This window comes from Alicyclobacillus fastidiosus (assembly GCF_026651875.1).
Lineage (GTDB): Bacteria > Bacillota > Bacilli > Alicyclobacillales > Alicyclobacillaceae > Alicyclobacillus > Alicyclobacillus fastidiosus.
The window spans coordinates 3,296,746-3,321,408 of the sequence record NZ_CP104067.1 but is presented as its reverse complement, the minus strand read 5'-3'; the positions used below and the strand labels follow the sequence as shown (position 1 = coordinate 3,321,408).

General features: G+C 52.3%; 21 protein-coding genes and 1 riboswitch. Of the genes, 15 read left to right on the top strand and 6 right to left on the bottom strand.

Annotation, left to right across the window (positions count from 1 at the left end):
* Positions 1 to 109: 109 nt before the first annotated feature.
* The 7 genes from NZD89_RS16430 to NZD89_RS29695 all read left to right on the top strand — a co-directional run bounded on the left by NZD89_RS16430 (position 110) and on the right by NZD89_RS29695 (position 7,920).
* The gene (locus NZD89_RS16430) at positions 110 to 1,243 is read left to right on the top strand and encodes a 2-aminoethylphosphonate ABC transporter substrate-binding protein (protein WP_268003881.1); all 1,134 of its coding nucleotides are present in this window, start codon (positions 110 to 112) and stop codon (positions 1,241 to 1,243) included.
* Positions 1,203 to 2,273, top strand: a complete 1,071-nt coding sequence (locus NZD89_RS16425; protein WP_268003880.1) for an ABC transporter ATP-binding protein — start codon at positions 1,203 to 1,205, stop codon at positions 2,271 to 2,273. Before NZD89_RS16430 ends, NZD89_RS16425 begins: the two co-directional genes overlap by 41 nt.
* Positions 2,257 to 4,002, top strand: coding sequence for a 2-aminoethylphosphonate ABC transporter permease subunit (locus tag NZD89_RS16420; RefSeq protein ID WP_268003879.1), 1,746 nt, complete (start codon positions 2,257 to 2,259; stop codon positions 4,000 to 4,002). The genes NZD89_RS16425 and NZD89_RS16420 overlap by 17 nt, the downstream gene beginning before the upstream one ends.
* A complete protein-coding gene (phnX, locus tag NZD89_RS16415; RefSeq protein WP_268003878.1) occupies positions 4,002 to 4,853 on the top strand; it encodes a phosphonoacetaldehyde hydrolase in 852 nt (283 codons plus the stop codon). The genes NZD89_RS16420 and phnX overlap by 1 nt, the downstream gene beginning before the upstream one ends.
* Complete coding sequence (gene pbfA, locus NZD89_RS16410; protein WP_268003877.1) at positions 4,822 to 6,204, top strand: (R)-1-hydroxy-2-aminoethylphosphonate ammonia-lyase; 1,383 nt, start codon at positions 4,822 to 4,824, stop codon at positions 6,202 to 6,204. The genes phnX and pbfA overlap by 32 nt, the downstream gene beginning before the upstream one ends.
* Positions 6,197 to 7,309: a 2-aminoethylphosphonate--pyruvate transaminase gene (gene phnW, locus NZD89_RS16405; protein ID WP_268003876.1), complete on the top strand. Its 1,113-nt coding sequence runs from the start codon at positions 6,197 to 6,199 to the stop codon at positions 7,307 to 7,309. The genes pbfA and phnW overlap by 8 nt, the downstream gene beginning before the upstream one ends.
* 326 nt (positions 7,310 to 7,635) lie before the next feature.
* On the top strand, positions 7,636 to 7,920 hold the full coding sequence (locus tag NZD89_RS29695; protein ID WP_369125200.1) for a CBO0543 family protein: 285 nt from the start codon (positions 7,636 to 7,638) through the stop codon (positions 7,918 to 7,920).
* 866 nt (positions 7,921 to 8,786) lie between these two features.
* On the opposite strand, the gene NZD89_RS16400 is transcribed toward NZD89_RS29695, so the two are convergent.
* The 3 genes from NZD89_RS16400 to NZD89_RS16390 form a co-directional block, all read right to left on the bottom strand.
* Complete coding sequence (locus NZD89_RS16400; RefSeq protein WP_268003875.1) at positions 8,787 to 10,001, bottom strand: glycosyltransferase family 2 protein; 1,215 nt, start codon at positions 9,999 to 10,001, stop codon at positions 8,787 to 8,789.
* Entirely contained in the window at positions 9,998 to 10,807 is an 810-nt protein-coding gene (locus tag NZD89_RS16395) for a hypothetical protein (protein WP_268003874.1), read from the bottom strand. The genes NZD89_RS16400 and NZD89_RS16395 overlap by 4 nt, the downstream gene beginning before the upstream one ends.
* Before the next feature lie 179 nt (positions 10,808 to 10,986).
* Positions 10,987 to 11,568, bottom strand: coding sequence for a LysE family transporter (locus NZD89_RS16390; protein ID WP_268003873.1), 582 nt, complete (start codon positions 11,566 to 11,568; stop codon positions 10,987 to 10,989).
* A gap of 109 nt (positions 11,569 to 11,677) precedes the next feature.
* Between NZD89_RS16390 and NZD89_RS16385 the strand changes: the two genes are divergently transcribed.
* Complete coding sequence (locus tag NZD89_RS16385; protein ID WP_268003872.1) at positions 11,678 to 12,250, top strand: helix-turn-helix domain-containing protein; 573 nt, start codon at positions 11,678 to 11,680, stop codon at positions 12,248 to 12,250.
* A gap of 91 nt (positions 12,251 to 12,341) precedes the next feature.
* On the opposite strand, the gene NZD89_RS16380 is transcribed toward NZD89_RS16385, so the two are convergent.
* Positions 12,342 to 12,881 carry a helix-turn-helix domain-containing protein gene (locus tag NZD89_RS16380; RefSeq protein ID WP_268003871.1) on the bottom strand — a complete coding sequence of 180 codons (540 nt, stop codon included), beginning with the start codon at positions 12,879 to 12,881 and terminating at the stop codon, positions 12,342 to 12,344.
* A 154-nt stretch (positions 12,882 to 13,035) separates the two neighbouring features.
* On the opposite strand from NZD89_RS16380, the gene NZD89_RS16375 reads away from it, so the two are divergent.
* On the top strand, positions 13,036 to 13,323 hold the full coding sequence (locus tag NZD89_RS16375; protein WP_268003870.1) for a hypothetical protein: 288 nt from the start codon (positions 13,036 to 13,038) through the stop codon (positions 13,321 to 13,323).
* Between the two features lie 273 nt (positions 13,324 to 13,596).
* A riboswitch (cyclic di-GMP riboswitch) is annotated at positions 13,597 to 13,680 on the bottom strand.
* A 69-nt stretch (positions 13,681 to 13,749) separates the two neighbouring features.
* On the opposite strand, the gene NZD89_RS16370 is transcribed toward NZD89_RS16375, so the two are convergent.
* Positions 13,750 to 14,823 (bottom strand): FUSC family protein, encoded by a 1,074-nt coding sequence (locus tag NZD89_RS16370; protein ID WP_268003869.1) that lies wholly within the window; start codon positions 14,821 to 14,823, stop codon positions 13,750 to 13,752.
* A 93-nt stretch (positions 14,824 to 14,916) separates the two neighbouring features.
* Positions 14,917 to 16,077: an MFS transporter gene (locus NZD89_RS16365; RefSeq protein ID WP_268003868.1), complete on the bottom strand. Its 1,161-nt coding sequence runs from the start codon at positions 16,075 to 16,077 to the stop codon at positions 14,917 to 14,919.
* 621 nt (positions 16,078 to 16,698) lie between these two features.
* On the opposite strand from NZD89_RS16365, the gene NZD89_RS16360 reads away from it, so the two are divergent.
* The 6 genes from NZD89_RS16360 to NZD89_RS16335 all read left to right on the top strand — a co-directional run bounded on the left by NZD89_RS16360 (position 16,699) and on the right by NZD89_RS16335 (position 24,538).
* On the top strand, positions 16,699 to 17,919 hold the full coding sequence (locus NZD89_RS16360; RefSeq protein WP_268003867.1) for an ROK family transcriptional regulator: 1,221 nt from the start codon (positions 16,699 to 16,701) through the stop codon (positions 17,917 to 17,919).
* Positions 17,920 to 18,125: 206 nt separating this feature from the next.
* Complete coding sequence (locus NZD89_RS16355) at positions 18,126 to 19,364, top strand: NAD(P)/FAD-dependent oxidoreductase (protein WP_268003866.1); 1,239 nt, start codon at positions 18,126 to 18,128, stop codon at positions 19,362 to 19,364.
* Between the two features lie 35 nt (positions 19,365 to 19,399).
* Positions 19,400 to 20,443, top strand: coding sequence for an SIS domain-containing protein (locus NZD89_RS16350; protein WP_268003865.1), 1,044 nt, complete (start codon positions 19,400 to 19,402; stop codon positions 20,441 to 20,443).
* Positions 20,444 to 20,507: 64 nt separating this feature from the next.
* Positions 20,508 to 21,080: a glycerol-3-phosphate responsive antiterminator gene (locus tag NZD89_RS16345; protein WP_268003864.1), complete on the top strand. Its 573-nt coding sequence runs from the start codon at positions 20,508 to 20,510 to the stop codon at positions 21,078 to 21,080.
* A gap of 175 nt (positions 21,081 to 21,255) precedes the next feature.
* On the top strand, positions 21,256 to 22,749 hold the full coding sequence (gene glpK, locus NZD89_RS16340; protein ID WP_268003863.1) for a glycerol kinase GlpK: 1,494 nt from the start codon (positions 21,256 to 21,258) through the stop codon (positions 22,747 to 22,749).
* 130 nt (positions 22,750 to 22,879) lie between these two features.
* Positions 22,880 to 24,538 carry a glycerol-3-phosphate dehydrogenase/oxidase gene (locus NZD89_RS16335; RefSeq protein WP_431308620.1) on the top strand — a complete coding sequence of 553 codons (1,659 nt, stop codon included), beginning with the start codon at positions 22,880 to 22,882 and terminating at the stop codon, positions 24,536 to 24,538.
* Positions 24,539 to 24,663 lie beyond the last annotated feature (125 nt).

The window sequence follows — 24,663 nt, the reverse complement described above, 5'->3', positions numbered from 1 at the left end:
TTTACCGCTTCTATACGGGCTTTTAACAAGCGTGGATTAGGATATTCTGTGTCAAAACGAGTTAAATTGTGTGGAAATGAGTAATTAGATCAGGAGGGAACGTAGCCCTATGGACAAGCGTAGAAAGTGGATTGCACCATTGGCTGTATTAGCCTTGACAGGTGTTGTAGCAGGGTGTGGTACCTCGAACCATACAGAATCAGGAAATGCATCAATCGGCGACGCGAAGGACGCGGGCAGTTCAACCTCAAATAAGCATCTTGGAACCATTACTTTGTATACCTCAGATGGACTAGAGGATTACTACAAGACCGTACTTCCTCAGTTTGAAAAGGAGTACGGAGCAAAAGTAGTGATGGTTGACGACGGAAGTGGTGCCGTAGTTAACCGACTGGATATCGAGAAAAACAGCCCCAAGGCGGATGTCGTTGTCACCATGCCTCCATTTGTCCAACAGGCACAGCAGGAAGGATTGTTGCAATCCTATAAGTCCACTGCTTGGAACGACATCCCTTCTTCGCGCAAGGACACGAACGGGTACTGGGAAACCTTTATCGACAACTACGTGAATTTTGCTTTTAATCCGCAACTTACCCCAAATCCACCCAAGACTTTCAATGACCTGCTCAGTGCTCAGTACAAGAATGAAATTGCGTACTCCAATCCACAGTCTGCCGGTGACGGCATGGCCGTACTCATTATGGCTCAACAACTGTGGGGGACGCAGAAAGCGATGAGTTATCTCAAGTCTCTTGAGCCAAGTGTCAAATTTCACACGCAAGGGACGGGTTATCTCGACGTTCTACTGAACCGCGGTGAAATCAAGGTAGCGAATGGAGACCTGCAGATGGACATGGCCGACAAGGTACAGGGGGGGATGTCCTTACAGCCGTTGTTTTTAGAACCGTCTGCTGGACAAAAGCCTGTGACTTTTGAAGACCCATACGTCATTGGACTGGTCAAGAATGCGCCAAACACTGCAGGGGGTGAAGCGCTGATCAATTATCTGCTGTCCAAATCTGCCCAGGAAGAGACCTACTCGATTTTCGGATTGCCGGCGCGGACCGACATCCCTGCGACAACGGCAAACGCCAAAGAAATTGAAAGTATGTTAAACGGGGTGCAGGTTCTTCCTATCGATTGGACCAATGTACTCAAAAATCAGACGCAATGGCAGTCCATGTGGCAATCGGAGGTATTAAATGCATATGGCAAGCAGGGGAGCGTTACAGGAAACGAATAATTTCGCGCAAGAAGTCGGCGGGGTTGTCGTTGACAGAATCTCGGTTTCCTATCGGACGAATCTCGTTTTGAAAGAGGTTAGCCTGCATGTGAATCGCGGCGAGGCGATCACGCTGCTCGGCAACAGTGGCTGTGGGAAAACGACTCTGTTGCGAGCCATTGCTGGATTTGTTGCTCCGTCGCATGGGCGCATCCATCTAGCTGCGCGAGATATCACGAATGTGCCGTCCCATCGCAGGGATATCGGGTTTCTCCACCAACAGTACGCTTTGTTTCCGCATCTCACGGTGGAACAAAATGTTCACTTCGGACTTCGCGAGCGACGTGTCCCAAAGGATGTCGCAAAAGCAAAGACGGACAGCGTACTCAGTATGGTTCGCTTGGAGGGTGCGCGTACCAAGTATCCATCCGAGCTGAGCGGTGGCATGCAGCAACGGGTTGCACTCGCCCGCTGTCTGGTACTGGAACCGAAAGTATTACTGCTTGACGAACCGCTTAGTGCGCTGGATGCCAATCTCCGTGTGGAGTTGCGCCATGAATTGCAAGAAATGCGCCGGCGGTTTCCTGAAATGACGATGATTTACGTCACCCACGACCGGGACGAGGCGATGACGTTCTCCGACAGAATTGCCGTGATGCGAGATGGCGTGATCGAACAGTTGGGGAGCCCACGCGAACTGTACGACCGTCCTCAGAACGAGTTTATCGCACGATTTCTTGGGGAACTAAACGAGATACCGAAGGAAGTTGCAGAGCGACTCGGCCATGGTCAAAGCAGCCCGTCACAGCATAGCCGATGGTACATCAGGCCCGAACGTGTCGTTCTGTCAGACGAATTCGACATCACTTTGCCTGGGACAGTCAAAGCGGTTGAGTGGTCAGGCAATACCCATCGCGTTGTCGTCGAACTGCCTGGCCATGGTTGCGAAATGACCGTCTCGTCCACGCGGTTACGAGAAGAACCCTATGTAGGAAAAACCGTTTCGATTTCGTTTCGTCCGGAGGATTGTATGCATGTATCGTGCAAATAAATGGCGTCATCCTGTTCCCGGAATTGTATTTATACTCATCATGGCGGTCCTGTTTGTATTCCCGCTCTGGACCTTGATTCGAATGGGTAGATCTTCAGGTGGCAGGTGGATTTCTGGATTCATTCAGATATGGACGGAACGAAATTTTCTCGCGAGTGTGGGCACATCTCTCCACCTCGCCCTGGTCAGTGTGTTCATCACAGCAATGGCTGGAACGATGATCGCCATCGCGTTTCGCATGTTTGCCATCCCAGGAAGGCAGTTCTGGCTCAGAGCGATGGAACTGATTGTCGCGTTTCCATCGTTCCTGGTGGCGTTCTCCTTGATTTACTTATATGGATCCCGCGGGGCAGCTACAGTCGGCATCCAGCAGTTGTTTCACCTGCAGCAACCGCCCTTCGATTTTCTTTACAGCCAGACTGGCATTGTGTTGGCGGAAGTCACCTATTACTTGCCCTTTATGATCCGCCCGGTCCTATCAGCGATTGAACTGTTGGACGGGTCCTTGTTTGAGGCCGCGTCAAGCTTGGGTGCGGGGCGTCTGCGACAGATTTGGCGGGTATTGCTCCCGCTGTCTCTGCCAGGCATCACGGCGGGGGCTGTCCTCTGCTTTCTGTTCATTCTAAATGAATTTGGCATTCTACTGATTTTGGGATCCCAACGCACACCCACGATACCCGTGTCGATTTACAACCGGGCCATGATCAATTTGGACCTTCCAGGCGCATCTCAGGAAGCGCTCCTCATGCTTGTATTCGTGCTGGCAATCTATCTCTTCTATCGCATCCTGTACAGTCGCGTGGAGAGGCGATTTTCCGAGAAGCTTCAACGATTGTCACTTGATTTTGCACCACTGATGGCGAAGGGGCGTTCGACTGGGATTTTTGGGAGTGCGACGGCAGTTCTTGTCGGTCTGGTTTTTTTCCTGCCCGTCGCCGTTGTCTTTCTGTCCAGCTTCGCTCAGAACTGGGTCGGCACCGTCTTTCCGACGTCTTTCACGCTCCATTGGTTTACGAGCCTGCAGTGGGATGATTGGGGTTCGATTGGGACAACGCTGATTATCTCTACTCTTGTATCCGTCATCTCCGCAGTAATTGGTTTGCTCGGCGCGTGGTTGGTCACAAACCGACGTGGGATTGAAGCGGGGGTGTACGATACCATCCTTACCCTGCCACAAACCGTCCCGAGTGTCGTCGTCGGTCTAGGTCTACTCCTGGCCTATGACAGTGGTGAAATCAACCTTAGTAATTCGCCAGTCATTGTCATCTTGGCACAAACGACGCTCGTGTTGCCGGCTTCGTACAGGACGATTGTGGCCGCTTTGACCAAGCTTCCGAAAAGTTATTCGGAGGCAGCGCGTGGATTGGGCGCATCACCGATGAGGGCGTTTGTGCGGGTAACATTGCCTCTACTCGCACCAGCCTTGAAAAGCGCATTCGGTTTGGCGTTTGCACTTTCGGCCGGTGAACTTGGTGCAACGATGATGGTGTATCCGCCTGGATTTGCCACCGCCCCAATTCAAATCGTGCAGTATGTCCAACGAGGTTATTATGCGCAAGGAGCAGCTTTGTCTGTGGTGATGTTAAGTGTCCTCACGATTGTTCTCACAGTAACCACAGGAAATTTTCGGATCCTCTCCTTCAAACGACGAGTGCGCCGAGTTGGGGGTGTCGAAAGAACGCAAAAATCTTCATACAACTACGAGAAATTGATGGGGGAGAAATTTTAATGATGGAAAATCAGAAAACAAAGACCATAAGAGCCGTGATTTTTGACTGGGCAGGCACTGTCGTGGATTTCGGCTGCTTTGCGCCAATTTACGGACTTGTTGAAGCGTTTCAAGCCTTTGGTGTCGATGTCTCACTGGATGCAGCTCGGCGGGATATGGGCTTAGCTAAGCGGGATCACATCCGGAAACTTCTGTCGCTCCAATCTGTCGAAGAAGCGTTTCGCACGGCTCATGGGCGTTCGTCAACCGAGAGTGACATCGATAAAATTCACGAGCACCTTGAAACTGGTCTGTTAAGTCGTTTGCGAGATTTCGCGGCGCCTATCGACGGTGTGGTCGATATGGTCGATAAGTTGACATCGGCGGGCATTCAAGTCGGGAGTACAACTGGCTATACGCGACCTATGATGGACGTGATTCTTCCAATTGCGATGGAGGCAGGCTATCGTCCACAGGCGGTTGTCACTCCATCCGAAGTTCCTACTGGTCGTCCAGCCCCATGGATGTGCTATGAAAATGCAAAACGCCTTGGAATCTACCCCATGGATCGACTGGTCAAGGTTGGGGATACACTCGTTGACATCGACGAAGGGCGTAATGCAGGGATGTGGACGGTAGGTGTGATCGAAGGGAGCAATTTACTCGGCCTGTCCCAATCGGACGTGATGACTATGCCGCAGAGTGATTTGATCCTTCGCAAGAAACACGTGCGGCAGCAAATGGTGCATCGCGGTGCGGATCTTGTGATTGATCGAATTGTCGACCTTCCAGACGCCATTCTATCGATTGAACAAGCCTTGGATATAGGAGGTCGTCCAGGTGAGGGACAACGAGAACTGGCGCAGGCGTGAAGGAGATGTCAACGATTCGGAGTTGCGCAGTACCTGGCGCAAAGGACTCAGTGACGAGGCTTGCGCTTTGCTTACGCGCGATCAGGAAGTATTTTTGAACCAATCTTTGTCGAGTCCTTGCGTCGATGTTGTTACTCATTCCGGTGGCCCCATGCTGAGCACACTGGATGGGAAAACGCTCTATGATTTTCACGGGAATAATGTCCATCAACTTGGGTTTGGCCATCCCGCTGTCGTGCGTGCTGTCACAGAGACATTACAGACCCTCCCATTCTCGCCGCGACGTTATACGAACGAGCTGACTGTTCAACTCGCCGAGCGTTTAGTTGCCTTGACAAGTAATCGGTTGAACAAAGTATTGTTCGCGCCAGCCGCGACACTCGCAGTGGACACGGCTATCAAACTTGCACGGATTGTTACGGGAAAACAGAGAATGGTGTCGCTGTGGCACTCGTTTCATGGCGCGTCGCTCGGTGCGCTATCTGTCGGCGGACAGGCGCAATTTCGATCCGGGTTGGGGACACTGGGCCCCGAAACAACGCATATCCCTCCTTGCGCCACGTCCAGTTGTCCGTGGCGCTGTGGAAGCGCCTGTGATTTGAGATGTGCAGACTATCTCGACTATGTTCTGGAGGCCACCCGCGACGTGGCGGCTGTCATCATGGAGCCCGTTCGCAATACGGATGTTCAGGTTCCGCCGAAAGCTTACTATGAGCGAGTGCAGGCGATTTGTAAGCGTCACGGGGTCCTGTTGATTGTAGACGAGACTGCCACCTGCCTGGGCCGTACCGGCCATATGTTTGCCTATCAACACTACGATCTCGATCCCGATATGGTCGTTCTCGGCAAAGGTCTTGGTGGGGGCGTCTTTCCAATTGCCGCACTCCTTGCCAAGCGCGAGTTGGACGACGCCAAGTCGTATTCCATCGGTCATTACACACACGAAAAAACGCCCGTTGGAGCTGCTGCTGCGCTCGCCGTGATCGATACGATAGAACGGGAAGATCTGTGCCAACGTGCGAATCAAATTGGCATGCGAATGACCATGCACTTGCAGGACTTGCAGCAATCCACCCACGTATTTGCAGAGATTCGTCAAATTGGTGCACTCTGTGGTGCCCAGTTGGCAGACACGTCTCTGGTGCACGGGGCAACGCTCGCCGAACACACCATGTACGAGGCGTTTCATCGAGGTTTGAATTTTAAGGTGTCAAGTGGCTCGACGCTGACCTTGTCACCCCCTCTCGTCATTTCAGACGCAGAGCTTGACGATGCGATGGGAAGACTCCGCACCAGTATTCAGCGTGCACTAGAACGGATTTCGAAGGAGCGAATGCAGCAATATGAATGACGTAGCGTATCAAAATGCGTACCTTCTCATGACACCAGGGCCGCTCTCGACGACGGAAGGGGTACGGAGGGCGATGTTGCGTGACTGGTGCACCTGGGACGATGACTATAAGGAAATCACGCAAGATATTCGATCACGCCTCATTCAACTCGGTAAGTGTACACCAGACAACTACACAGCGGTCCTCTTGCAAGGAAGCGGAACATATGTAGTGGAGGCCGTCTTGACGACGGTTTTAGATAAACAGGGTAAACTGCTTATCTTGGAAAATGGGGCTTACGGGCAACGGATGGCGACGATTGCAGAGACGGCACAAATCCCATATGATATCTGTCGGTTTGGCGAATTAAATCCGGTCGACCCACAGCTTGTGGCAGCACGGCTTGATGCAGATCCGTCGATTACACACGTGGCATTTGTCCACTGCGAAACGACGACAGGGATGGTCAATCCGCTGCAGGAGATAATCCAGGTCATTAAACAGCGTGAAAGGTACGCAATCGTGGATGCGATGAGCAGTTTCGGTGGCATGCAAATCTCCATCGAAGGGTTGAACATCGATTATCTGATTAGTTCCGCGAACAAGTGTATCCAGGGTGTACCTGGCTTTGGATTCGTCATTGCCAACAAGGATGCACTCGATCAATGCAAGGGACGCGCGAGATCACACTCCCTCGATCTATACGACCAATGGCGAGTCATGGAAGATCATGATGGAAAGTGGAGATTTACATCTCCGACTCACGTGGTGCATGCTTTTCATCAGGCTTTGTTGGAACTTCAGGCTGAGGGGGGCATTCCTGCTCGAGAATCGCGTTATATGGAGAATCAAAAACGACTTGTGAAAGGGATGACTGCGGCGGGATTCAGTGCGTTGCTCCCCGCAGCACAACAGTCACCTATTATTACCTCTTTTCACTATCCGAGCGGTGATTTTTCATTTGATAAATTTTACGAATCACTTAAGAGTCGGGGATATGTTATTTATCCAGGGAAATTAACGGAGCAGGCGACATTCCGAATCGGTACGATTGGTGACATTCATCCAGACGACATCGATGCATTTGTCCGTGTCGTCTCGGAATTGAATTGGCTGAAGTGCTGATTTCCCGCATTTAGCTTTGTACCAACTCGGTAAAGGTCCGTATGAACGGACCTTTACCTATAAAAGCTGACTGCTAGGGCACGTTTGCTTCAAAAATACAACGCTATGCAGAGGTTGAAATTCACTTAATGAGCAAATCGGCTGTTGAACCGCTGTTGTTTTCGGTTCAACAGTTCATGTCAAAATAACCCGTGTTTAATGATATCAAGCACATTTAGCGAAAGGCGCTTGATAAACACGACCCAGCAGGCGTCTTTTTGTGTGCCCGTAATAAATCCCCACCACATCCTTTTTTATGTACATGCGAAAGGGGTGATCTTTTTTCGGTGGCATCAGAGACGCGCCGTCGATTGAGCGCAACGCCGGCTGGAAATGCCATCATTATTAATTTCTATCCGTACAAAAGAACGTGGATTTCAAAAGTGGGTTTTGTACTAGCGACTGACGCAATATGCAGCCTTTACGAAGCCTTGGCTACACGTTCTACATTCTTTTACTACAACGGATGGAGATGGTGGTATTCTGCTTTGGCCTATTTAGTGATAGTCCCAATCTTGGTTATGAACAGAAACATCACGCGGAAATTGGTCGAACGTGGACAAGGCGGTTAAGTATCCGAATTAAGAGGGACTACGTAGATTTGAGCACGGAGTTCATAACTCGCATCGTAGGTGCTTCGAACTGTATACTTTAATCGGTCTGCCTCACGTTGGAAGCGGTCTGCTTGTTCTCCGAGTCGATTGACCTCTTCTTTGAGTATATTTACTTCGCTTGCGAGGATGGAAATACGAGTCAAAAGTCTTTCTCTCTGAGAGTCATTCACGTGAACTCCGCCTTTACGAAGTAAGCGTATGAAGAAGGCAGAATGTCCTATTCGACTGAGCGTAGTCTAGGGCGGGCACCTTTCGCTGGCGCTTTGCTCAGTGCGATGAGTGATTAGACATTTTTTAATAAAGTGTCGCGTACCCATATGATGGGGTGATGCTCATGTTGATAAATCCTCAAAAGGATAGGCGTCTGGATGCAATAAAAGTTCGAGTATACAATTCAGCCTGTGATCCCAGTATCCACTATGTAAGTTCGTATGTCGTAGAAGAAACACAGTATCATTATCACGTTTTCAAATGGATTACCGGTCTTTCAGTGGTCGATTACAACAAACAAGAGTATGACCAACTGAAGAAATTTATTGATATATCGGACCGATGGGCAATTTATTACGATGATGGTGAATTCCCACTTTTTCAAGTCAGTGATGAGAATAGGTGGATAAGTTGAGGACACCCGCCTTGGCGGGTTTTTCTTTTAGGAAAATGGTTCAACTGTAGAGAGGTATGTAAAAAGAGCGGCAGCCGCATAGACTCCGCTCTATTTTATGCAAATCGATTTGCAAATCAATATGCAAACCAGCGTCAAGTTTCGTCGAGTTTTATGGAGTTTTATGAAGTTTGATGAAGTGTAGAAACACACGTCAACGCTAAAATCGAACAGTTTTATCCCACACTGGGGTGAGCTTTCTCGTGCGTATCTGTTTAAAGATAGCCCACAACAGCAACGAAACCCATAGTTGTGCGTAGGTAAAGTACATGAGCGCGACCATCAGCATGTTTTTTCCATTCATCAATCCGTCTAAATTTGATGCCGTCATGAGTTGAATGATATAGATGACGAGTGATTCAAACCATATCAGAAGTAGTGGAATCGTGTAACTCACATGGACGACGCCTAGCACGCCAAGAACGAACCAGACGTCGGAAATGAGCAAGAACAGCACGAAACCGATGTACACAGACAGCAGCTGCACCGTGTGAAACAGCGAGCGTACCTTTAACCAGGTTGGTTCGCGAAACGTCTTTTGAATGAGATAAAGATTACCCTGCATCCATCGAGTCCGCTGGCGAAACCAGATTCGAAAACGCTCGGGTTCTTGTTCCCATGTCCGGGATTGCCACACCACAGGAATCGTTCCACCCGCGGCGGTCAGTTTCATGGTGAGGTCAGCATCTTCCGCCAATGCGTATTCTTCCCAACCGTTCACTTGAAGTAGCACTTGTCGCGACACGACCATATTCGTACCTGTGAATGATCCCAAATTCATGAGTAACGAGCGACCACATTGCATTAATAATTGGAACACCGAGAACTCAATCGCAATCATCCGCGTGAGCCAATTGCGCGTTTCATTGAGGGTCTTAACGTATCCGACCGCGCCCACTGCGTCAGGGGTTGTCATGGCCGCCTCGACTAAGGGAATTAGAGCCCTTGGTTCGGGTTGATTATCTGCATCATACACGGCGATATACTCCGAATGGACTATAGATAGTCCATGATTTAGTACGCGAGCCTTACCTTTTGGAAAACCAGGTGGGACATGTATGTGCTTTACGATGGGAAATGCGTTCGCGTACTCATCCGCAATTTCGCCGGTGTTGTCCGTGGAATTGTCGTTGAGCACGTAAATACTCAAGTCCCCTGGATACTCCAACATCACCATCGAGTGGAGCGTTGATGCGAGCACCTTTCCCTCGTTGTGGGCAGGAATGAGAATAGCGACACTAGGGTACCTGTTCGCCTGGAACGAGGCGGTTGGTTTTATCCTTGATCTCGCGATGATTCCAGCGATGTTCAGTACTGAGTAATAAGACAACAGTAGCCAAAAGCTCACGGCGATGGTGAGTAGAAAGATGTTCATGAGGCGGACCCTTGTTTGGTCCACCGCTTTGCGTTCAATATGTTTTCGAACCACTCTCGACCATTTTGCGCATCTAAAGCAATCTCGACCTGCTCAATTTGGAGTGAGTCGATGATCTGTGCCGATAGGGCCTCCGACAATAGGTGATTAAAGCGATTCAGCATTCTCTCGACACCTTCTTTCGAAGTGTTTTGAAGCACAATACAAATCGCGTTGTTTGAAATGCTCCCGACGATGTCGTAATGGCTTCTGACACTACGTAGGGCAATTTGCGACACTTTGTTGAGAATTGTCCCTTGGGAATACAGGATTGAATCCGGTACAGCTACTCTTAACAGGTATCCCGTTTCGTTTCTACGTTTTAATCCTGTCCAGATATCTTCAAGTCGATATAATAGCTCGTTGCGCGTCAGTCCCCCGGTCGCCTCATCTCTCTTTTGAAGGGCTGCAACAAAATTCGTCAATTCCCTGTTCTTTAAAAACAATTTCCTACCATATTGTGCGTTTAACCAGAGCAAAACGATGGTTGCTGTGATGGAGAGATGTAAAACAATGTACCGAGTTTGAATGATCGTTCCAGCTCTGTTCAACCACGCGTGGAACACAAAGTAGAAGCCGAGGGCAAGAACCTCCGTCACTGCGATAGCAAGACTGTATCCAGAGTTGAGAATGGAAAAGAGTCCGTACGACACGACTAAGACCAGACCAGTGATGACCAATTCCCAAAGGGACATCATGCGATTTAAATAAAACGATTCGACGAAAATGAACACAATCGAAAAGATGCTAAATGCGTATCTATTCATGTCTTCACAATTCCTCAGAGCTTATCAGTTTAGACGATAGGGGTCTTAGTCGATTGTAAAATGTAGAAGTGCACTTGAAAATTAAATATGGTTCCCAAGTTCAAGTAATTTTACATGGTTATACAGGTTTTTACACATGCTCTCGAAGCCGCCCCGGCAAATCAAGCGTGCCAGGGGACTCAAATGAAGATAGAGATTGCACTGTACGTGAGCATCAGTGCCATGACTAGATTGAACAGGGAGCGGTATGTTGCTAGGAATCGTTGAAATCCAGCTCCGAACGCCGCCCAACACGATGTTGCGAGAAATCCTACCAGCGCAAGGAAGAGGGAGAAGAGGATAAACATCAGGGTGGATTTGTAAAGTGGAATGATAAATGTTGAAATCACAGTAAGTCCATAGACGATGACCTTGGGATTGATGAATTGCAGGACGAGTCCGGAGGCGAACGAATTGGATGTCTGATCATGGCTGTGTTCCGTGGCTCGTGTGCTCTTCACGACTTTAAAAGCGAGATACAGCATGTAGATGGCACCTAAAATACTTGTGATCAGATCAATTTTCGGTACGAAATGAAACAGGAGCAGATTAAAATAACAACTTAAGAGCAGAATCACAAAAAATCCGGCAGCTACACCTAGAGTGAATTTCAGCGTGTTCGAAAACCCGTGTCTGCTGGCGCTAGACATCGACATGATGTTATTGGGTCCGGGCGTGAAGGTTGTGACAAACACATAAGTCAAAAATGGGACGATATGCATAGACAATATCCTCCGTTTCGTATGTTATGGTATAACGGATGTGCGTCTTAACGTTTGTGCGTTTTGATTATATAATCGTGCGTTATGTAATACAAGAGGGGCGTTTGACGTGGAAGACATTAACGCGGTACTTGGGCAGAATCTGAGAACGTTTCGTGAAGAAAAGAAACTGAGCCTTGATAAAGTCGCAGAAATGACTGGGGTCAGCAAGGCAATGCTGGGACAAATCGAACGTGGTGAGTCCAGTCCCACCATCACGACCGTCTGGAAAATAGCGAACGGACTGAAGATTTCCTTTACTTCACTGCTTCAAAAACCACAGATCGATACGATGGTGATTCCGAAGAGCGGGGTTCAACCGCTGATTGAAGATGATGGGAGATATCGCGTTTATCCGTTTTTCCCGATTGAATCGGAGCGGTGTTTTGAGATGTACGCGGTAGAAATGGATCAGGGAGCTGTTCTTCATGCAGAACCTCACATGGAGGGAACACACGAGTTCGTAACCGTCTTCGACGGCGAACTGACGATTTGCGTCGATGAAGATGAGTATACCGTGCAAAATGGGGATTCCATTCGCTTTCGCGCAGACGTACCCCACGTGTACCACAACCGGGGAACTGCGCTGGTTCGAGTGAGCATGGTGATTTATTATCCAGAATCATCTCACGCGTCGCGATAATCTGTCGTATTTCATCTTAAAACGACTCTGCGAAAACGACTCTGCAGTGCCGCCGTGGTGGCCGTCCCTGCGGGCAAAGTGTCGACACTTTCTATTCAGATCCGGCACTGTCATCCGCAGGTTGCTTAGGGCACTCAAGTTCTAGTACCTGCGATGCCGAGTGCAACAGGGTCTCGCAAAGGAGATTCAACTGCTGGTAGTTGAAGTTGTGTACAGAACCCAAAAGAACATCTTCGACTATCTGCACGTGCTCCGGGGCATACGGGACACTCGCAATGACATCCCGGAGCACCTCATGAACCGTCTCCTTGGCCGCAGCGTGTCGAGTATCGTGTGCGATCCAAGCCGCGGACCTGCGTCGAATCGAGACCAGTTCGATGGTCAATCGCTGCACCTCTGCCTGAAGCCGTTCCAACTCAACTTGCTCAGGTCTTCTCGAGTGAATAAATTCGTGGACGCTCTCCCGTGGCACACGCCATCCTTCCTTGCGGTTACGAGCACCCTTCGGCATCATTCCGCCGGGAATTTTACCTTCTCGAACCCAAGTCCGCGTCATTTGTATCGACGAGGTGACACCCGCCTTCTTCAGGAGCGTAAAGACTTCGTCGATAGTCAATAAGTCGCCCATCATTCCTCCTGCTTTCTCAGCACCCAATGATAATAGTACAGAACTAATATTAGTGTTATAACATTAATTTCGTCCGTTCGCTAACGCAGTATTGGTATGTGTGATCTGGGTGACGACCATACTGCTTGTGGGGACAACCCGGGAAGGACGAATGACGATGTTCGATCGATTTCAAAACGTGAATATCAGCATTACGGATCACTCATTTCTTCGCACGATTCCGCTCGGAAACGTGGACGCCTTTTTGCGATCCCGCGGATGGAAAGTGAGCGCCGAGCAAAATCTCATGATCTATCGCGATCCGATTTCGCGCAGAACGATTGAACTGTCACGCAACGAGGATTTCGACTACTCTGGTCGCCTCCAAGCTGCACTTGAGACGATGCAGGAGATATTTCAATATAACCAACTGGTTTTGGTGGAAAAAATATTGGGAACTCAGTAGCGTTTAGATACGGGTAGATCGTTCTACCCAATCCGATGGAAAAAAGAGGGGGCGCCAAAGCCCCCTCTTGTCGTCAGTATGCTTCGATAAGTCTCGCATTGACGCTTGCAGAATAAGGACTGTGCCGAAGTTCTTGGAGGTTATGACGCACTTGTGCTAGGTTCAAACCTAAATGCTTTGCCAACATCATAAGGAGAATCCATTCTTTGTCTAGTAAAATATGTACCTCGATCTTTGGTGTCACCCGTACCCCTCCGTGTGGAAGTGGCGGTTCATGGCAGTCCAGCTGTCGTAGTGTACACGTTAGACCTGTGACTTTGCGTCCCCGCTTTTCAGACAGGTTTGCCGCTTTCGCGATCCATGGTCGAGCCGATTTCATGCGAAGCGGTTATAAGTTTTCACTCCATTTAGCTTCCTTGTAGCAGTTCACGAGCGGACAAAATTGAATTCTGGTCCCGTCATGATGACCGATTTTTCGCTGACCTCATCGAGAATCCGACTCAAGTCTGACAGCACAGCGCCCATGTCGCGAAGTTCCGTGAGCCCCTTGGTCTCCTGGAGTTGAAATAGGCAGAGAGACTGCTTGGTTCGCGCTTGTGCCACAGCTAGGGCCAGCTTTTGCCGCAAGTTGCTGTCTGGCTTAGCCAGCGTTTCGCCATACAGGCTGATGCACTCGGAAGTGGCGCGCATGGCGTTTGTGAAGTAAGCGGGGCGCTGGCTGGGCGTGCCGAGATCCATCATGCCACGTGCAATCCCCCGTATTTGTACCGCAATGTGCTCCAAGTGGTTAATGCCTATCGCCAACTGCTCAAATCGGCTTCGTCGTGTACGAAGATGAGGACTAAAGAGCAAATTCTGTTCTACTAAACGGACTGCCTCAAAGCTTTCCAGTGTCTGTTGTACGACTTGTTTTACAGTCGAAAGTTCATCCCCTAGTCGATTCTGTTCATATGCAGTCGCCAAATGCTGTAGGGCAAAGGCAGCCGCCTTACTGACTTGGGAAACTCGTCGTTCCGCTGCCGGGAGCGGATTGGGTGGAATGATAATCGCGTTGACGAGAATGGCAGTCGCACAACCGATGAGGGTATCCAGGATGCGCCCGACTGCGTATCCGGGTGAACGACCGAAGGCCAAGATCAGCAAGGATGTCACGGCTACCTGCGACGTGATTTGCGCGCTGAATCGCAGCGCCGTGGATACCGCCATGCCTACCAAGATGGCCAACGTAATGGAGAGGGCATCGATTTGCAACCAATGGACCACCAACATGCCCGTGATCACACCACCGATAATGCCGATAACCCGCTGCACGCCCTTCTGGATGGATTCGGAGATGGTGGCCTGCATCGTCAAGATTGCCGCCATGGGAGCGAAGTATGGATACGGGTGAGAGATTGCGGAGGAAGCAATCCAAGATACGCCGGATGCCACAGCTGTCTTGATGACTTGAAGTGTCAATCCGAAACGCAGGAGGATTTTGTAGTTTAACTTGAACTTCAATGTTTATCTCTCCCACTGTGGGATTCAGACCTTTTAGGCGATGTTTAAGAGAATTGCGCATGCGCTATTGTGTGCGGAAGGGTTGAAATCTACTCATATAGACGGGGAGCAGGATGCAGTCTTGTGTAGACCCCAGCGTGTAAAAATGAGGAACCCAATGAGCGACAGCGTGCCGATTCCTGCCGTCACGAAGTAGAGGTTTGAGGGTCCGAGATGCTGAAGCAGGAGCCCTCCGACGCTGGAACCGACGATATTGCTGAGACTTCCGGCAATGGCACCATACAGGGTCTGAGCGGTGGCAGTACGACGCGGCGGTGCCAAAGCGGCGACGAGTTGGACACCGGTACTCCAATAGAGCGCGTAGGCGGTGCCATCGAGGACCTGAATGACGATGACCGCGACCGCCCCAGGGGCGAATGCCATGATGATGTATTTGGCGGTGTAGAGGATGCTGGCGAGGATGACCACGCGCATCGGGCCAACGCGCGTCAGAATCTTTCCTGAAAGATAGAAAAACGGAACCTCGACAAGCGCGGCGACCGTGAAGTTCAACCCGACCCAACCCATCGGGTAGTGCAAATCTTTGTAATACAGCGGCAAAAAGCTGAAGTTAATTGAGATGGACGTGGATAGGACGAAACAAATTGCGATAAAGAAGATGAGAGACCGATTGGAGAGTACGTTCCAGATGCCCCGAAACAGGTTCTCTTGCGGGCGGGACAGCGCCGCTGACCGTGGAAGATAAAACGTAGTCCAGGCGAGAACGATGGAGAGGGCGCCGTAGACCAGAAAGAAGGATGAAGTACCGACGATGTTGTATACGTAGCCTGCGACCATCGTGGTCAGCGCGAAACTCAGCGCTCCCCAGAGCCGAATCTGGCCATAGGAGAAGCCAGAACGAGTGCCTTCTTGCACAGCCAGGGCGTCCATAATCGGGGCCGCGGATTGGGCGGTCGCCAGTAACACCGATACGGCAAACAGCGGCCAGAATTTGTGTGACAGGCCGTAGCCTGCGAACATGATGGGCGACAAGATGACGGACAGGAGGAGGATGCGTCGAGAGTCGTGGGCGAGATCGTTGACATAGCCCAGGACAGGTTGCGCCACGATACCAGCGCCCGACCCGACTGCCAGCAACAGTCCGATTTCCGTGCTGCTGATGCCTTTGCCGTTCAGGTAGAGCGTCACGAACGGCTGAGTCGCTGCCATTGCGACGAAATAGACAAAGTAGTAAAAGCTGAATATCCGCTGCACCCATCTCACCTCACGCCATATATTAAGATACGAACCATTCCATGTATATAGATTGTTCCGACATAACTTGCGGTGGAGAACGGCAGGGAGAGTGTTCGAGTATTTGGGCGTGACAATGCATCATAAGATAAACGTGAGCACCCGGTGGGAGGACCTTCTGCGTTCGATTAAAGGAGGGTGAACCGTTTCCGTTAGGTTCGATAGCTTCCCGAACAAAACGAAAAAGCAGACAAGCCAATCTGTATTTTATTTGTTATATTAAGTATTAAAATCGCTTGATCGGGTTTTGACGGAGATTTATGGTGTGAAATACATGATCGATGTTACAGACAGAGATGCGTGCGAAAATGGAGTTTATCCGGAAACAGACCGAAAAATCTGAGCGATTTACAACTTCGACGGTCGATGTGATCGTCTCGCTGGTTAGTTCGTTTTCCGAGCGAACATGTCGTTGAATCGCTTGTTGCTGTAATGAAGCAGCGTGAGGACGCCAACCGCGCTTGCGTGGGCTGGCGGACACGGCCAAGTGGCTTGCTAGTTTGCACAGTGATAGATTAAAGGAAATTGATAGGCGACAGGGAACCTAAACAATAGACTCAAGGAGCGAGGGGACAGCTGACTGTGCAGGTGGAGAAGAGGACTCCGTCAACGATGGGACGCGCCAACAAAGCGAACGTGCTTCATTTGATCAAAGAGCATGGCCCCATGTCTCGAGCATCCGTCGCAAGGACGTTAAATATGAGTCGGTCGACGATATCTTCCATTGTCGATCAACTGATCAACGAGGGCAGGATCCGCGAAGGCGCGACCGGCCAGTCGACGTCGGCTGGGGGGCGCCGCCCGGTTTATTTGAATTACGTCGCAAGTGCCAAATATGCGCTTGGCATTGACATTGGCGGAACCAAAACGATTGCCATGATTACAGATTTGGACGGGAACGTGGTGGTACGCCGAAAATTCCAGTCGCACGCGTCAGGGACTAATTCGATGGACCATATCTTGCGTGAAGTCCACGATGTCATCCAATCTTCGGGCATCAGTCCGACGCAGATCATTGGAACAGGCATCGGATTCCCGGGTGTGACATCCGCCGACGATGGCGTGGTTGTGCAGGCACCAGGGCTGCACTTGGACCAGTTTCCCGCGACGAACTTTTTTCAAAGTTTGCCTGGGGACATCTGGATCGACAACGACGTGAACATGGGGGTGATTGGGGAGCGCTGGAAGGGCGCAGCACAAGGCCAGGATAACGTCGTGCTGATTGCGGTGGGCACTGGGATTGGTGCTGGCCTGATCCTCGGGGGAAAAGTCTACCGCGGCGGGCGGGGGTATGCCGGCGAAATCGGCCATCTCCACATTGATCCTTTTACCACAAAGCCGAAGCTGAGCCTCGGCGATTACGGGCCGTTGGAACAGACGGCGTCTGGCCAAGGGATGGAGCAACTCGCACTCGCGAAGCTGAAGGAGTTTCCGGACACGAGTCTCACGCCAGACGACGTCAGCGTCCCGCTTCTGTTCGAAGCGGCCAAGCGTGGAGATACACTCGCGAGTGACGTATTGCGGCAGGCGACCACGTACTTGGCATTCTCCATTGCGAATATCGTGACGCTATTGAATCCTGATGTCGTCATCGTCGGCGGTGGAGTGTCGCGCGTCGGGCGGCCACTCATCGACGAGTTGGCGAGGGGAGTTGCGCGATTGTCGCCAGTCCCATGTAAGGTCGTACTCGCAGGCCTCGGGGAAGATGCCGCTGCGTTTGGGGGCGCTGCCACCGTGCTCTTGAAGGCTGGGGAACTTCGACTCACCGGATTTGACGACGCGCTGGTGGAGCGAGGTACTTAAACGGGTGAACGCGGCGGAGGGGAGGTTTATGAGCGCGTGTTCTGCGTAGACGCGCTGGAAACGCCCCAGGTCGAGTGGCGCTTGGAAGGGTCGGGCGCCAATCCATCCGACGGATTTGTGTGTTTGAATATTCCGCGTTTTGGTCTGAGAGGTCGGCGTGGCCTTTCGCCATCTGCGCGACCAAATCAGATGTGGGGTGACTGAATGTGAGTCGTGGTTCGACTGCTGTGATCATCGGTGGTGGCGTCATTGGTGCTTCTATCGCCTGGGCGTTGACCAAGCGAGGAATTGCGTGCACGGTCATTGATAAAGGGGCATTTTGCGCAGAGGCGTCCACGGCGTCTGCCGGCATGTTGTGTCCACAAGCGGAGATGCTGGACAACGTGGAACATTTGCGGATGTTCGCGAAGAGTCAAGCGATGCATCGACCCTGGACGGAGGAACTGGAGGAGATCAGTCGGATTTCTGTTCACTACATTCAGGAGGGCACGTATCGCGTGGTCTTCACAGAGGAGGAGGAACGTACGGCTCGAGCTGCACTGGCACACGCGCCGCCATCTGTGGAGTGGATATCAGCCACAGAAGTCCTTCGCGACGAACCGGACATCTCAGGGGACATTCGCGGCGCAATTTCCTTTCCCGAGGATGGACAACTGCACCCCGTGTATCTCGCCAAGGCGTTAAAGGCGGCGCTCTCCCGAGTGGGATGCAAACTTGTGGAATGGACGCCTGCGCTCGGCTTGTTGATGGACCATGGGCGGGTGTCTGGCGCGAGGACGGTCGCCAGGGCGCTCGCGTGGTATGGCGACAAAGCCGCCACACCCGTACTTCTGGAGGAGATTACAAGGCACCTCGGCGGGGACGTACTACCGGTGCGCGACTCGAATATACGGCATACGCAGGCGTCGCCTGACCAGGGGGCAATGCCAGATCTCGCCTATCTTCTGCACACGCTTGCCATGGTCAAAGATGAGCGCGCGATCCCTGTCTTGAGAGCGATTGTCGATAAAATCGATTCGACCCTCGAGCGGTTCCACGATAATCGAAGCGGAATTTTTCACTATGTCGACAGCGTCTGCGAGATTGCAGAGGGAATCGGGTCGGCTGCGTGTATTCCAGCGCTGGAGCGGTTACACCGCATGCCGCTCTTTCACGGCCACGTTTGTACGCTCATGGTTCAGCCTGACTTTTTTGAGGAGCGGTTAGCTTATCTGGAAATTACTATCGCGCGGGCCTTGGCGCGCTGCGGATGCCGCCATGGACTAAACGTTTTAGTCCACTATCTATCGGATCGTCGACATACGCTTGTCCGGTATGCACACCATGAACTTGTGGACATCACTGGGCAGACCATCGGCGAAGACGAAGCCACCTGGCGAACGTATGTGCAGGCGATGCGCGAAGTGCCCGTGCGGCCGTGGCAGACTCCCCGCGGAGCTTCCTAATTCGTCACGATACCAGACTGGATGAGGTGCATGTGATGACGTACCTGACTGAAATTCTCGAGCAGCCGATGGCGCTTTCCCGACTATACGATTCGTGGCAAAGCAGTGCGCTCCTATCGCGGCTGTCGCAGGCGTATGCCCGGTGTCCGCGCCCCCTTGTGTTTGTCGGCATGGGCAGTTCGCACTACGCGCCAATCGTCATCCGTCCGAGGCTCGCGCGCGCCGGCATTCCCTATCGCATGGAAGAGGCGGGGGAGGTCCTTCACTACGAGCGTGACACCATCGCCAAGGAGTCCTGGGTCATCGCCATCTCGCAGTCGGGAGAAAGCTACGAGACGCGGGAGCTCGCGAAGTTTCTTGAGGGCCGCGTCGAACGCGTCATCGCCATCACCAACGAGCCACAAAGCACCTTGGCCCACGTGGCGGACGACGTGCTGTTGCTTGGCGCTGGGGTAGAGGCGGGATCGACGACGAAGACGTTTTTGAGTACGTGTTTCGGACTCCACATGCTCGTCGATGCACTGAGCGGGGAAGAGCTTGTGACGCGGGATATCGTGATGGAGTTACAGCGGGTACTCGAGACGAAACACAGTGAAATCGCGAAACAGGCCGAGGAAATGATCAGCTTCCTCGACGTTACGAGCGAGCGGGTCCCGCATCCCATTCACCTGGTTGCCCGCGGTCCGATGATGGCGACGGCCCTTCAATCTGCACTCATCTTGGCGGAGACGACCGATTTATTTGCTTGCGCACTGTCTGGGGGAAGCTTTCGCCACGGTCCGTTCGAGCTCGTAGGTCCGGGCCATCGAGCGATTTTCTTTGCGCCAGATGGAGCTACCCAACACCTCGTCATCAAGATGGCTTTGGAGGTTCACAAGCGAGGGTCGAAGGTGGTCGTCGTCGGCGATTTCGCGGGCCATCTTCCATTTCCGCAGATCCACGTGCCCAGCGTTTCGGAAGAATGGGCGCCATTGTTGTACTTCCTGCCGATGGAACTGTTCGGATACGCGGTCGCGCTCTGGCGAGGTCGAATCCCTGGCATGATGACGCAGATGGGAAAAGTGACCGCGGTGGAATAGAGGCGATAACCGGTGTTTTCTACCTGGACGACGGCGCGCGGCGACTACGCGAGGGGGACGTATTGTGCACTTTCAGGACCAGCCCATCATACCCGCAGTGCGGCACATGAAGGATTTCGAGGAAGTGATGACGCGCGACTTTCGCTATGTCGTGCTGTTAGAGAGCCATCTGGCGCAACTACCGAGTCTTGTGCGGCTCGCGAAACAACACGAAAAAAAGTTACTTCTGCACGCCGATCTCATTCAAGGGCTCAAACACGACGAGGCAGCGGCTCAGTTCCTGTGTCAAATGGTGCGGCCTGCCGGTCTCATCTCCACCCATTCCACGGTCATTGCAACCGCGAAGAAGAACCGCGTTCTTGGTATCCAACGGGTGTTTCTAATCGATTCGCACAGCCTTGAGACCAGTTACCGGGTACTTGCGAGCTCAAAGCCAGATTACATCGAGGTGCTGCCGGGCGTTCTACCTGATGTCATTCGCGAGGTAAAGCACGGGACGAAGTTGCCAATCCTAGCGGGCGGATTTATTCGAACGCCGGAGGAGATACGCTCGATTCTCGAGTCCGGGGCCACGGCTGTCACGACGTCGCACCGCGACTTGTGGTCGTTTGGAGAACATCTGCAGCATGGGAATTGACGGAGCTCTAGCGGAGTGTGTAGAATTTTTGATAAACGTAGATGAATCCGTTTTCCACAAGTTAACCCTGGTTTGAGACTTGGAGAACCGCGAGACTGTTGAGTTGCACCGTCAACTCGGATGTCTTGCTTTTTTTGTGTCTCTGCTCACCAGTGAGAGAAGGAGGTAGCACGCGATGACGCAGAAATACGTTTTGGCCATCGATCAAGGTACGACGAGTTCGAGAGCCATCCTATTTGATGCGGCGGGCCATATCGCCGGCGTTTCCCAAAAGGAATTCAATCAAATCTTTCCGCAAAGCGGCTGGGTCGAGCACGACGCGATGGAGATCTGGGGGTCGGTTCAAAGTGTCATTTCGGAGTTGCTCGCCACCCACCAAGTCAGCGCAGAAGAGATTGCTGCCATCGGGATCACCAACCAACGAGAAACGGCCGTCGTGTGGGACAGACACACGGGTACACCGATCTACCATGCAATCGTCTGGCAGTCTCGGCAAACGGCCGATATTTGTGAGGCCTTTAAGCAGCAGGGATATGAAGATCTGTTCCGCAGCAAAACCGGGCTGCTGATAGATGCGTACTTTTCCGGAACGAAAGTGAAATGGATTCTCGATCACGTCGACGGGGCGCGGGAGCGAGCCAACAACGGGGACTTGCTCTTCGGCACGATTGACACGTGGCTCGTTTGGAAGCTCTCTGGCGGCAAGCGGCACGTCACCGATTACACGAACGCGTCCCGCACGTTGATGTACAACATTTTTGATTTGAAGTGGGACGAAGAACTCCTTGAAATATTGACCATTCCAGCATCGATGCTGCCAGAAGTCCGTTCGTCCTCTGAAGTCTATGCGCATACGGCGCGAGAACTGTTCTTCGGCCAGGCCATTCCGATTGCCGGCATCGCCGGGGATCAACAGGCGGCACTGTTCGGCCAGGCGTGTTTCGAGCCGGGCATGGCGAAGAATACGTACGGCACGGGGTGCTTCATGTTGATGAACACGGGGAAAAAGGCCGTTCGGTCAGAACACGGCCTCCTCACGACGATCGCTTGGGGCATCGACGGCGGCGTTCAGTATGCGCTGGAGGGCAGTATTTTTGTCGCTGGATCGGCTGTTCAGTGGCTCCGGGACGGACTGCGCATGCTCCGGGACGCCGCGGAGACTGAATCGTACGCGTCGAAAGTGGCTTCGACGGACGGGGTGTACCTGGTCCCTGCCTTTGTCGGCTTAGGCACTCCGTATTGGGACAGCGATGCCCGCGGGGCCGTCTTTGGGTTAACTCGCGGGACGCAAAAGGAACACTTCGTTCGCGCAACGCTCGAATCGTTGGCGTATCAGACCAAAGACGTGTTAGACGCGATGGAGGCCGATTCGTCTGTCCGCTTGAAAAAATTGCGTGTAGATGGCGGTGCGGCTGCGAACCAGTTCCTGATGCAATTCCAAAGTGATATGTTGGGCGTGCCGGTGGAGCGACCTGTCGTATTGGAAACGACGGCGCTTGGGGCTGCATATCTCGCGGGTCTAGCGGTTGGGTTTTGGGAGAGCAAGGCACAAATCTCTGAAAACTGGAATATTGACAGAGTGTTCGACGCACAAATGGATGACGCGAAGCGCAAAGCCCTGTATAATGGCTGGGTAAAGGCAGTTCATGCCACGCGGTCATTTACATAATGCGCGGCAGTGGATGGGAACGGGTTACAAGTTAAAAGTGCTGGTTGTGAGACGAGGAGAAAACCACAGGCTGTATGTACCAGGATGGTGCATGCAGCACTGTGGTTTTTTCTGTTGGGAGCGATGCGCGATGTGGGATAGATTTTCGATGCGAACGCGGTCTGAGATGGCGAATCAGCTGCAAAACACGGAGTTGGACGTCCTGGTGATTGGTGGGGGAATTACGGGTGCAGGCATTCTGCTCGACGCCCAGGTAAGAGGGATGAGTTGTGCGATGGTGGAGATGCAAGACTTCGCCGCAGGCACGTCCAATCGATCGACAAAACTCGTCCATGGCGGTCTTCGGTATCTCAAACAGTTCGAGGTGGGGCTTGTCGCGGAGGTCGGCAAAGAGCGCGCGATTGTCTACGAAAATGGACCCCATATCACAACCCCTTTGTGGATGCTTCTTCCGATTGTGAAAGGTGGCACCTATGGCAGGGTGGCCAGCTCGTTGGGTACCTTTGTGTACGACAGATTGGCGGGCGTCAAGCGCAGTGAGCGCCGAAAAATGCTGAACTGTGTAGAGACGCTAGGCAAGGAGCCGTTGCTCAGACGTGACGGGCTCAAGGGTGCGGGCTACTACGTGGAGTATCGAACGGATGACGCTCGGTTGACGCTCGAGATCATCAAGGAGGCGGTCGCGCGTGGGGCCATGGCACTGAATTATACGAAGGTGACAGAACTCCTCTATCGCGAGAACCGAGTGGTTGGAGCGGTCGTCACCGACGTGTTGCACAACAAGACGTACGAGGTTCGGGCGAAGAAGGTGGTCAACGCGACAGGGCCTTGGGTGGACTTCATTCGATCGCTCGACGGATCTAAGGTCGGCAAGACGCTCCATCATACAAAGGGCGTCCACATCGTCGTGGACGGGCGGCGATTCCCGCTGCAGAACGCCGTCTATTTCGATGTCCCGGACGGGCGGATGGTGTTTGCGATTCCACGCGAGGGAAAGACGTACATCGGGACGACGGACACCAATTATCAAGGGGATCTCATATGCCCACGCATGACAGAGGCGGATCGCAATTATTTGATCGAGTGCGTGAACTTCATGTTTCCGACTGTGCAGCTCGCAGCCGACGACGTGGAATCGAGTTGGGCTGGAATTCGTCCCCTCATCCACGAAGAGGGCAAGCACCCTTCCGAAATTTCGAGGCGAGATGAAGTGTTTCGATCCGACAGTGGCCTGTTTACTATCGCCGGTGGCAAACTCACGGGTTATCGCAAGATGGCCGACAAGGTCGTCACCATGGTCGCCGCCGAGTTGAGCGAGGAGACGGGACGTACCTTTGGCGCGTGTACCACGGAGCACTTGGAATACTCCGGTGGCAAATTCGGAGGAGCGAAACACTTGGCTTCATTCCTCGAAGAGAAGACGCAGGAAGGCATCCAGTTGGGACTCGCGCCAGGGGAGGCGTCACGCCTCGCCCGGCGGTACGGAACCAATGTGCAAACCGTGTATGACATCATCCGCAGCCGAGGCGAGGAGGCTCGGGAACGCGGTTTGTCGCGAGAGGTATTTGCGGCCCTCGTCTACGGACTCGAGTACGAAGCCGTCGCGTCGCCGTCCGACTTTTTCATTCGCCGAACGGGCAGCCTGTACTTCGATATACACTGGCTTAGCCGCTGGCAGGACCCTGTCATCGACGCGATGTCGACATGGCTTCAATGGACCCCTGAAGCGCGTACGAGCTTTCAAGCGGAACTGGAGGCGCGGGTTACAGACGCCACACAGGCCGTATAGCGGCGCAGACGGGTACACGTTTTGCCGGCGGCGCGTTTTTCGAAACGACTTCAACCTGTACGCCCGCCAGTCAATCTTGAAGTAGATTTCGCACCGAGTCGGGTGACGCAGGTTCCAAACTGTTA

Excerpts from the sequence above, each read along its gene's own strand:
- NZD89_RS16430 (WP_268003881.1), top strand. The coding sequence starts at position 110 with ATGGACAAGCGTAGAAAGTGGATTGCACCATTGGCTGTATTAGCCTTG.
- phnW (WP_268003876.1), top strand. The coding sequence starts at position 6,197 with ATGAATGACGTAGCGTATCAAAATGCGTACCTTCTCATGACACCAGGG.
- NZD89_RS16390 (WP_268003873.1), bottom strand. The coding sequence starts at position 11,568 with ATGCATATCGTCCCATTTTTGACTTATGTGTTTGTCACAACCTTCACG.
- NZD89_RS16400 (WP_268003875.1), bottom strand. The coding sequence starts at position 10,001 with ATGAACATCTTTCTACTCACCATCGCCGTGAGCTTTTGGCTACTGTTG.
- glpK (WP_268003863.1), top strand. The coding sequence starts at position 21,256 with ATGACGCAGAAATACGTTTTGGCCATCGATCAAGGTACGACGAGTTCG.
- NZD89_RS16335 (WP_431308620.1), top strand. The coding sequence starts at position 22,880 with ATGTGGGATAGATTTTCGATGCGAACGCGGTCTGAGATGGCGAATCAG.
- NZD89_RS16350 (WP_268003865.1), top strand. The coding sequence starts at position 19,400 with ATGACGTACCTGACTGAAATTCTCGAGCAGCCGATGGCGCTTTCCCGA.
- NZD89_RS16420 (WP_268003879.1), top strand. The coding sequence starts at position 2,257 with ATGTATCGTGCAAATAAATGGCGTCATCCTGTTCCCGGAATTGTATTT.
- NZD89_RS16380 (WP_268003871.1), bottom strand. The coding sequence starts at position 12,881 with ATGATGGGCGACTTATTGACTATCGACGAAGTCTTTACGCTCCTGAAG.
- NZD89_RS16425 (WP_268003880.1), top strand. The coding sequence starts at position 1,203 with ATGCATATGGCAAGCAGGGGAGCGTTACAGGAAACGAATAATTTCGCG.
- NZD89_RS16375 (WP_268003870.1), top strand. The coding sequence starts at position 13,036 with ATGTTCGATCGATTTCAAAACGTGAATATCAGCATTACGGATCACTCA.
- phnX (WP_268003878.1), top strand. The coding sequence starts at position 4,002 with ATGATGGAAAATCAGAAAACAAAGACCATAAGAGCCGTGATTTTTGAC.
- NZD89_RS16395 (WP_268003874.1), bottom strand. The coding sequence starts at position 10,807 with ATGAATAGATACGCATTTAGCATCTTTTCGATTGTGTTCATTTTCGTC.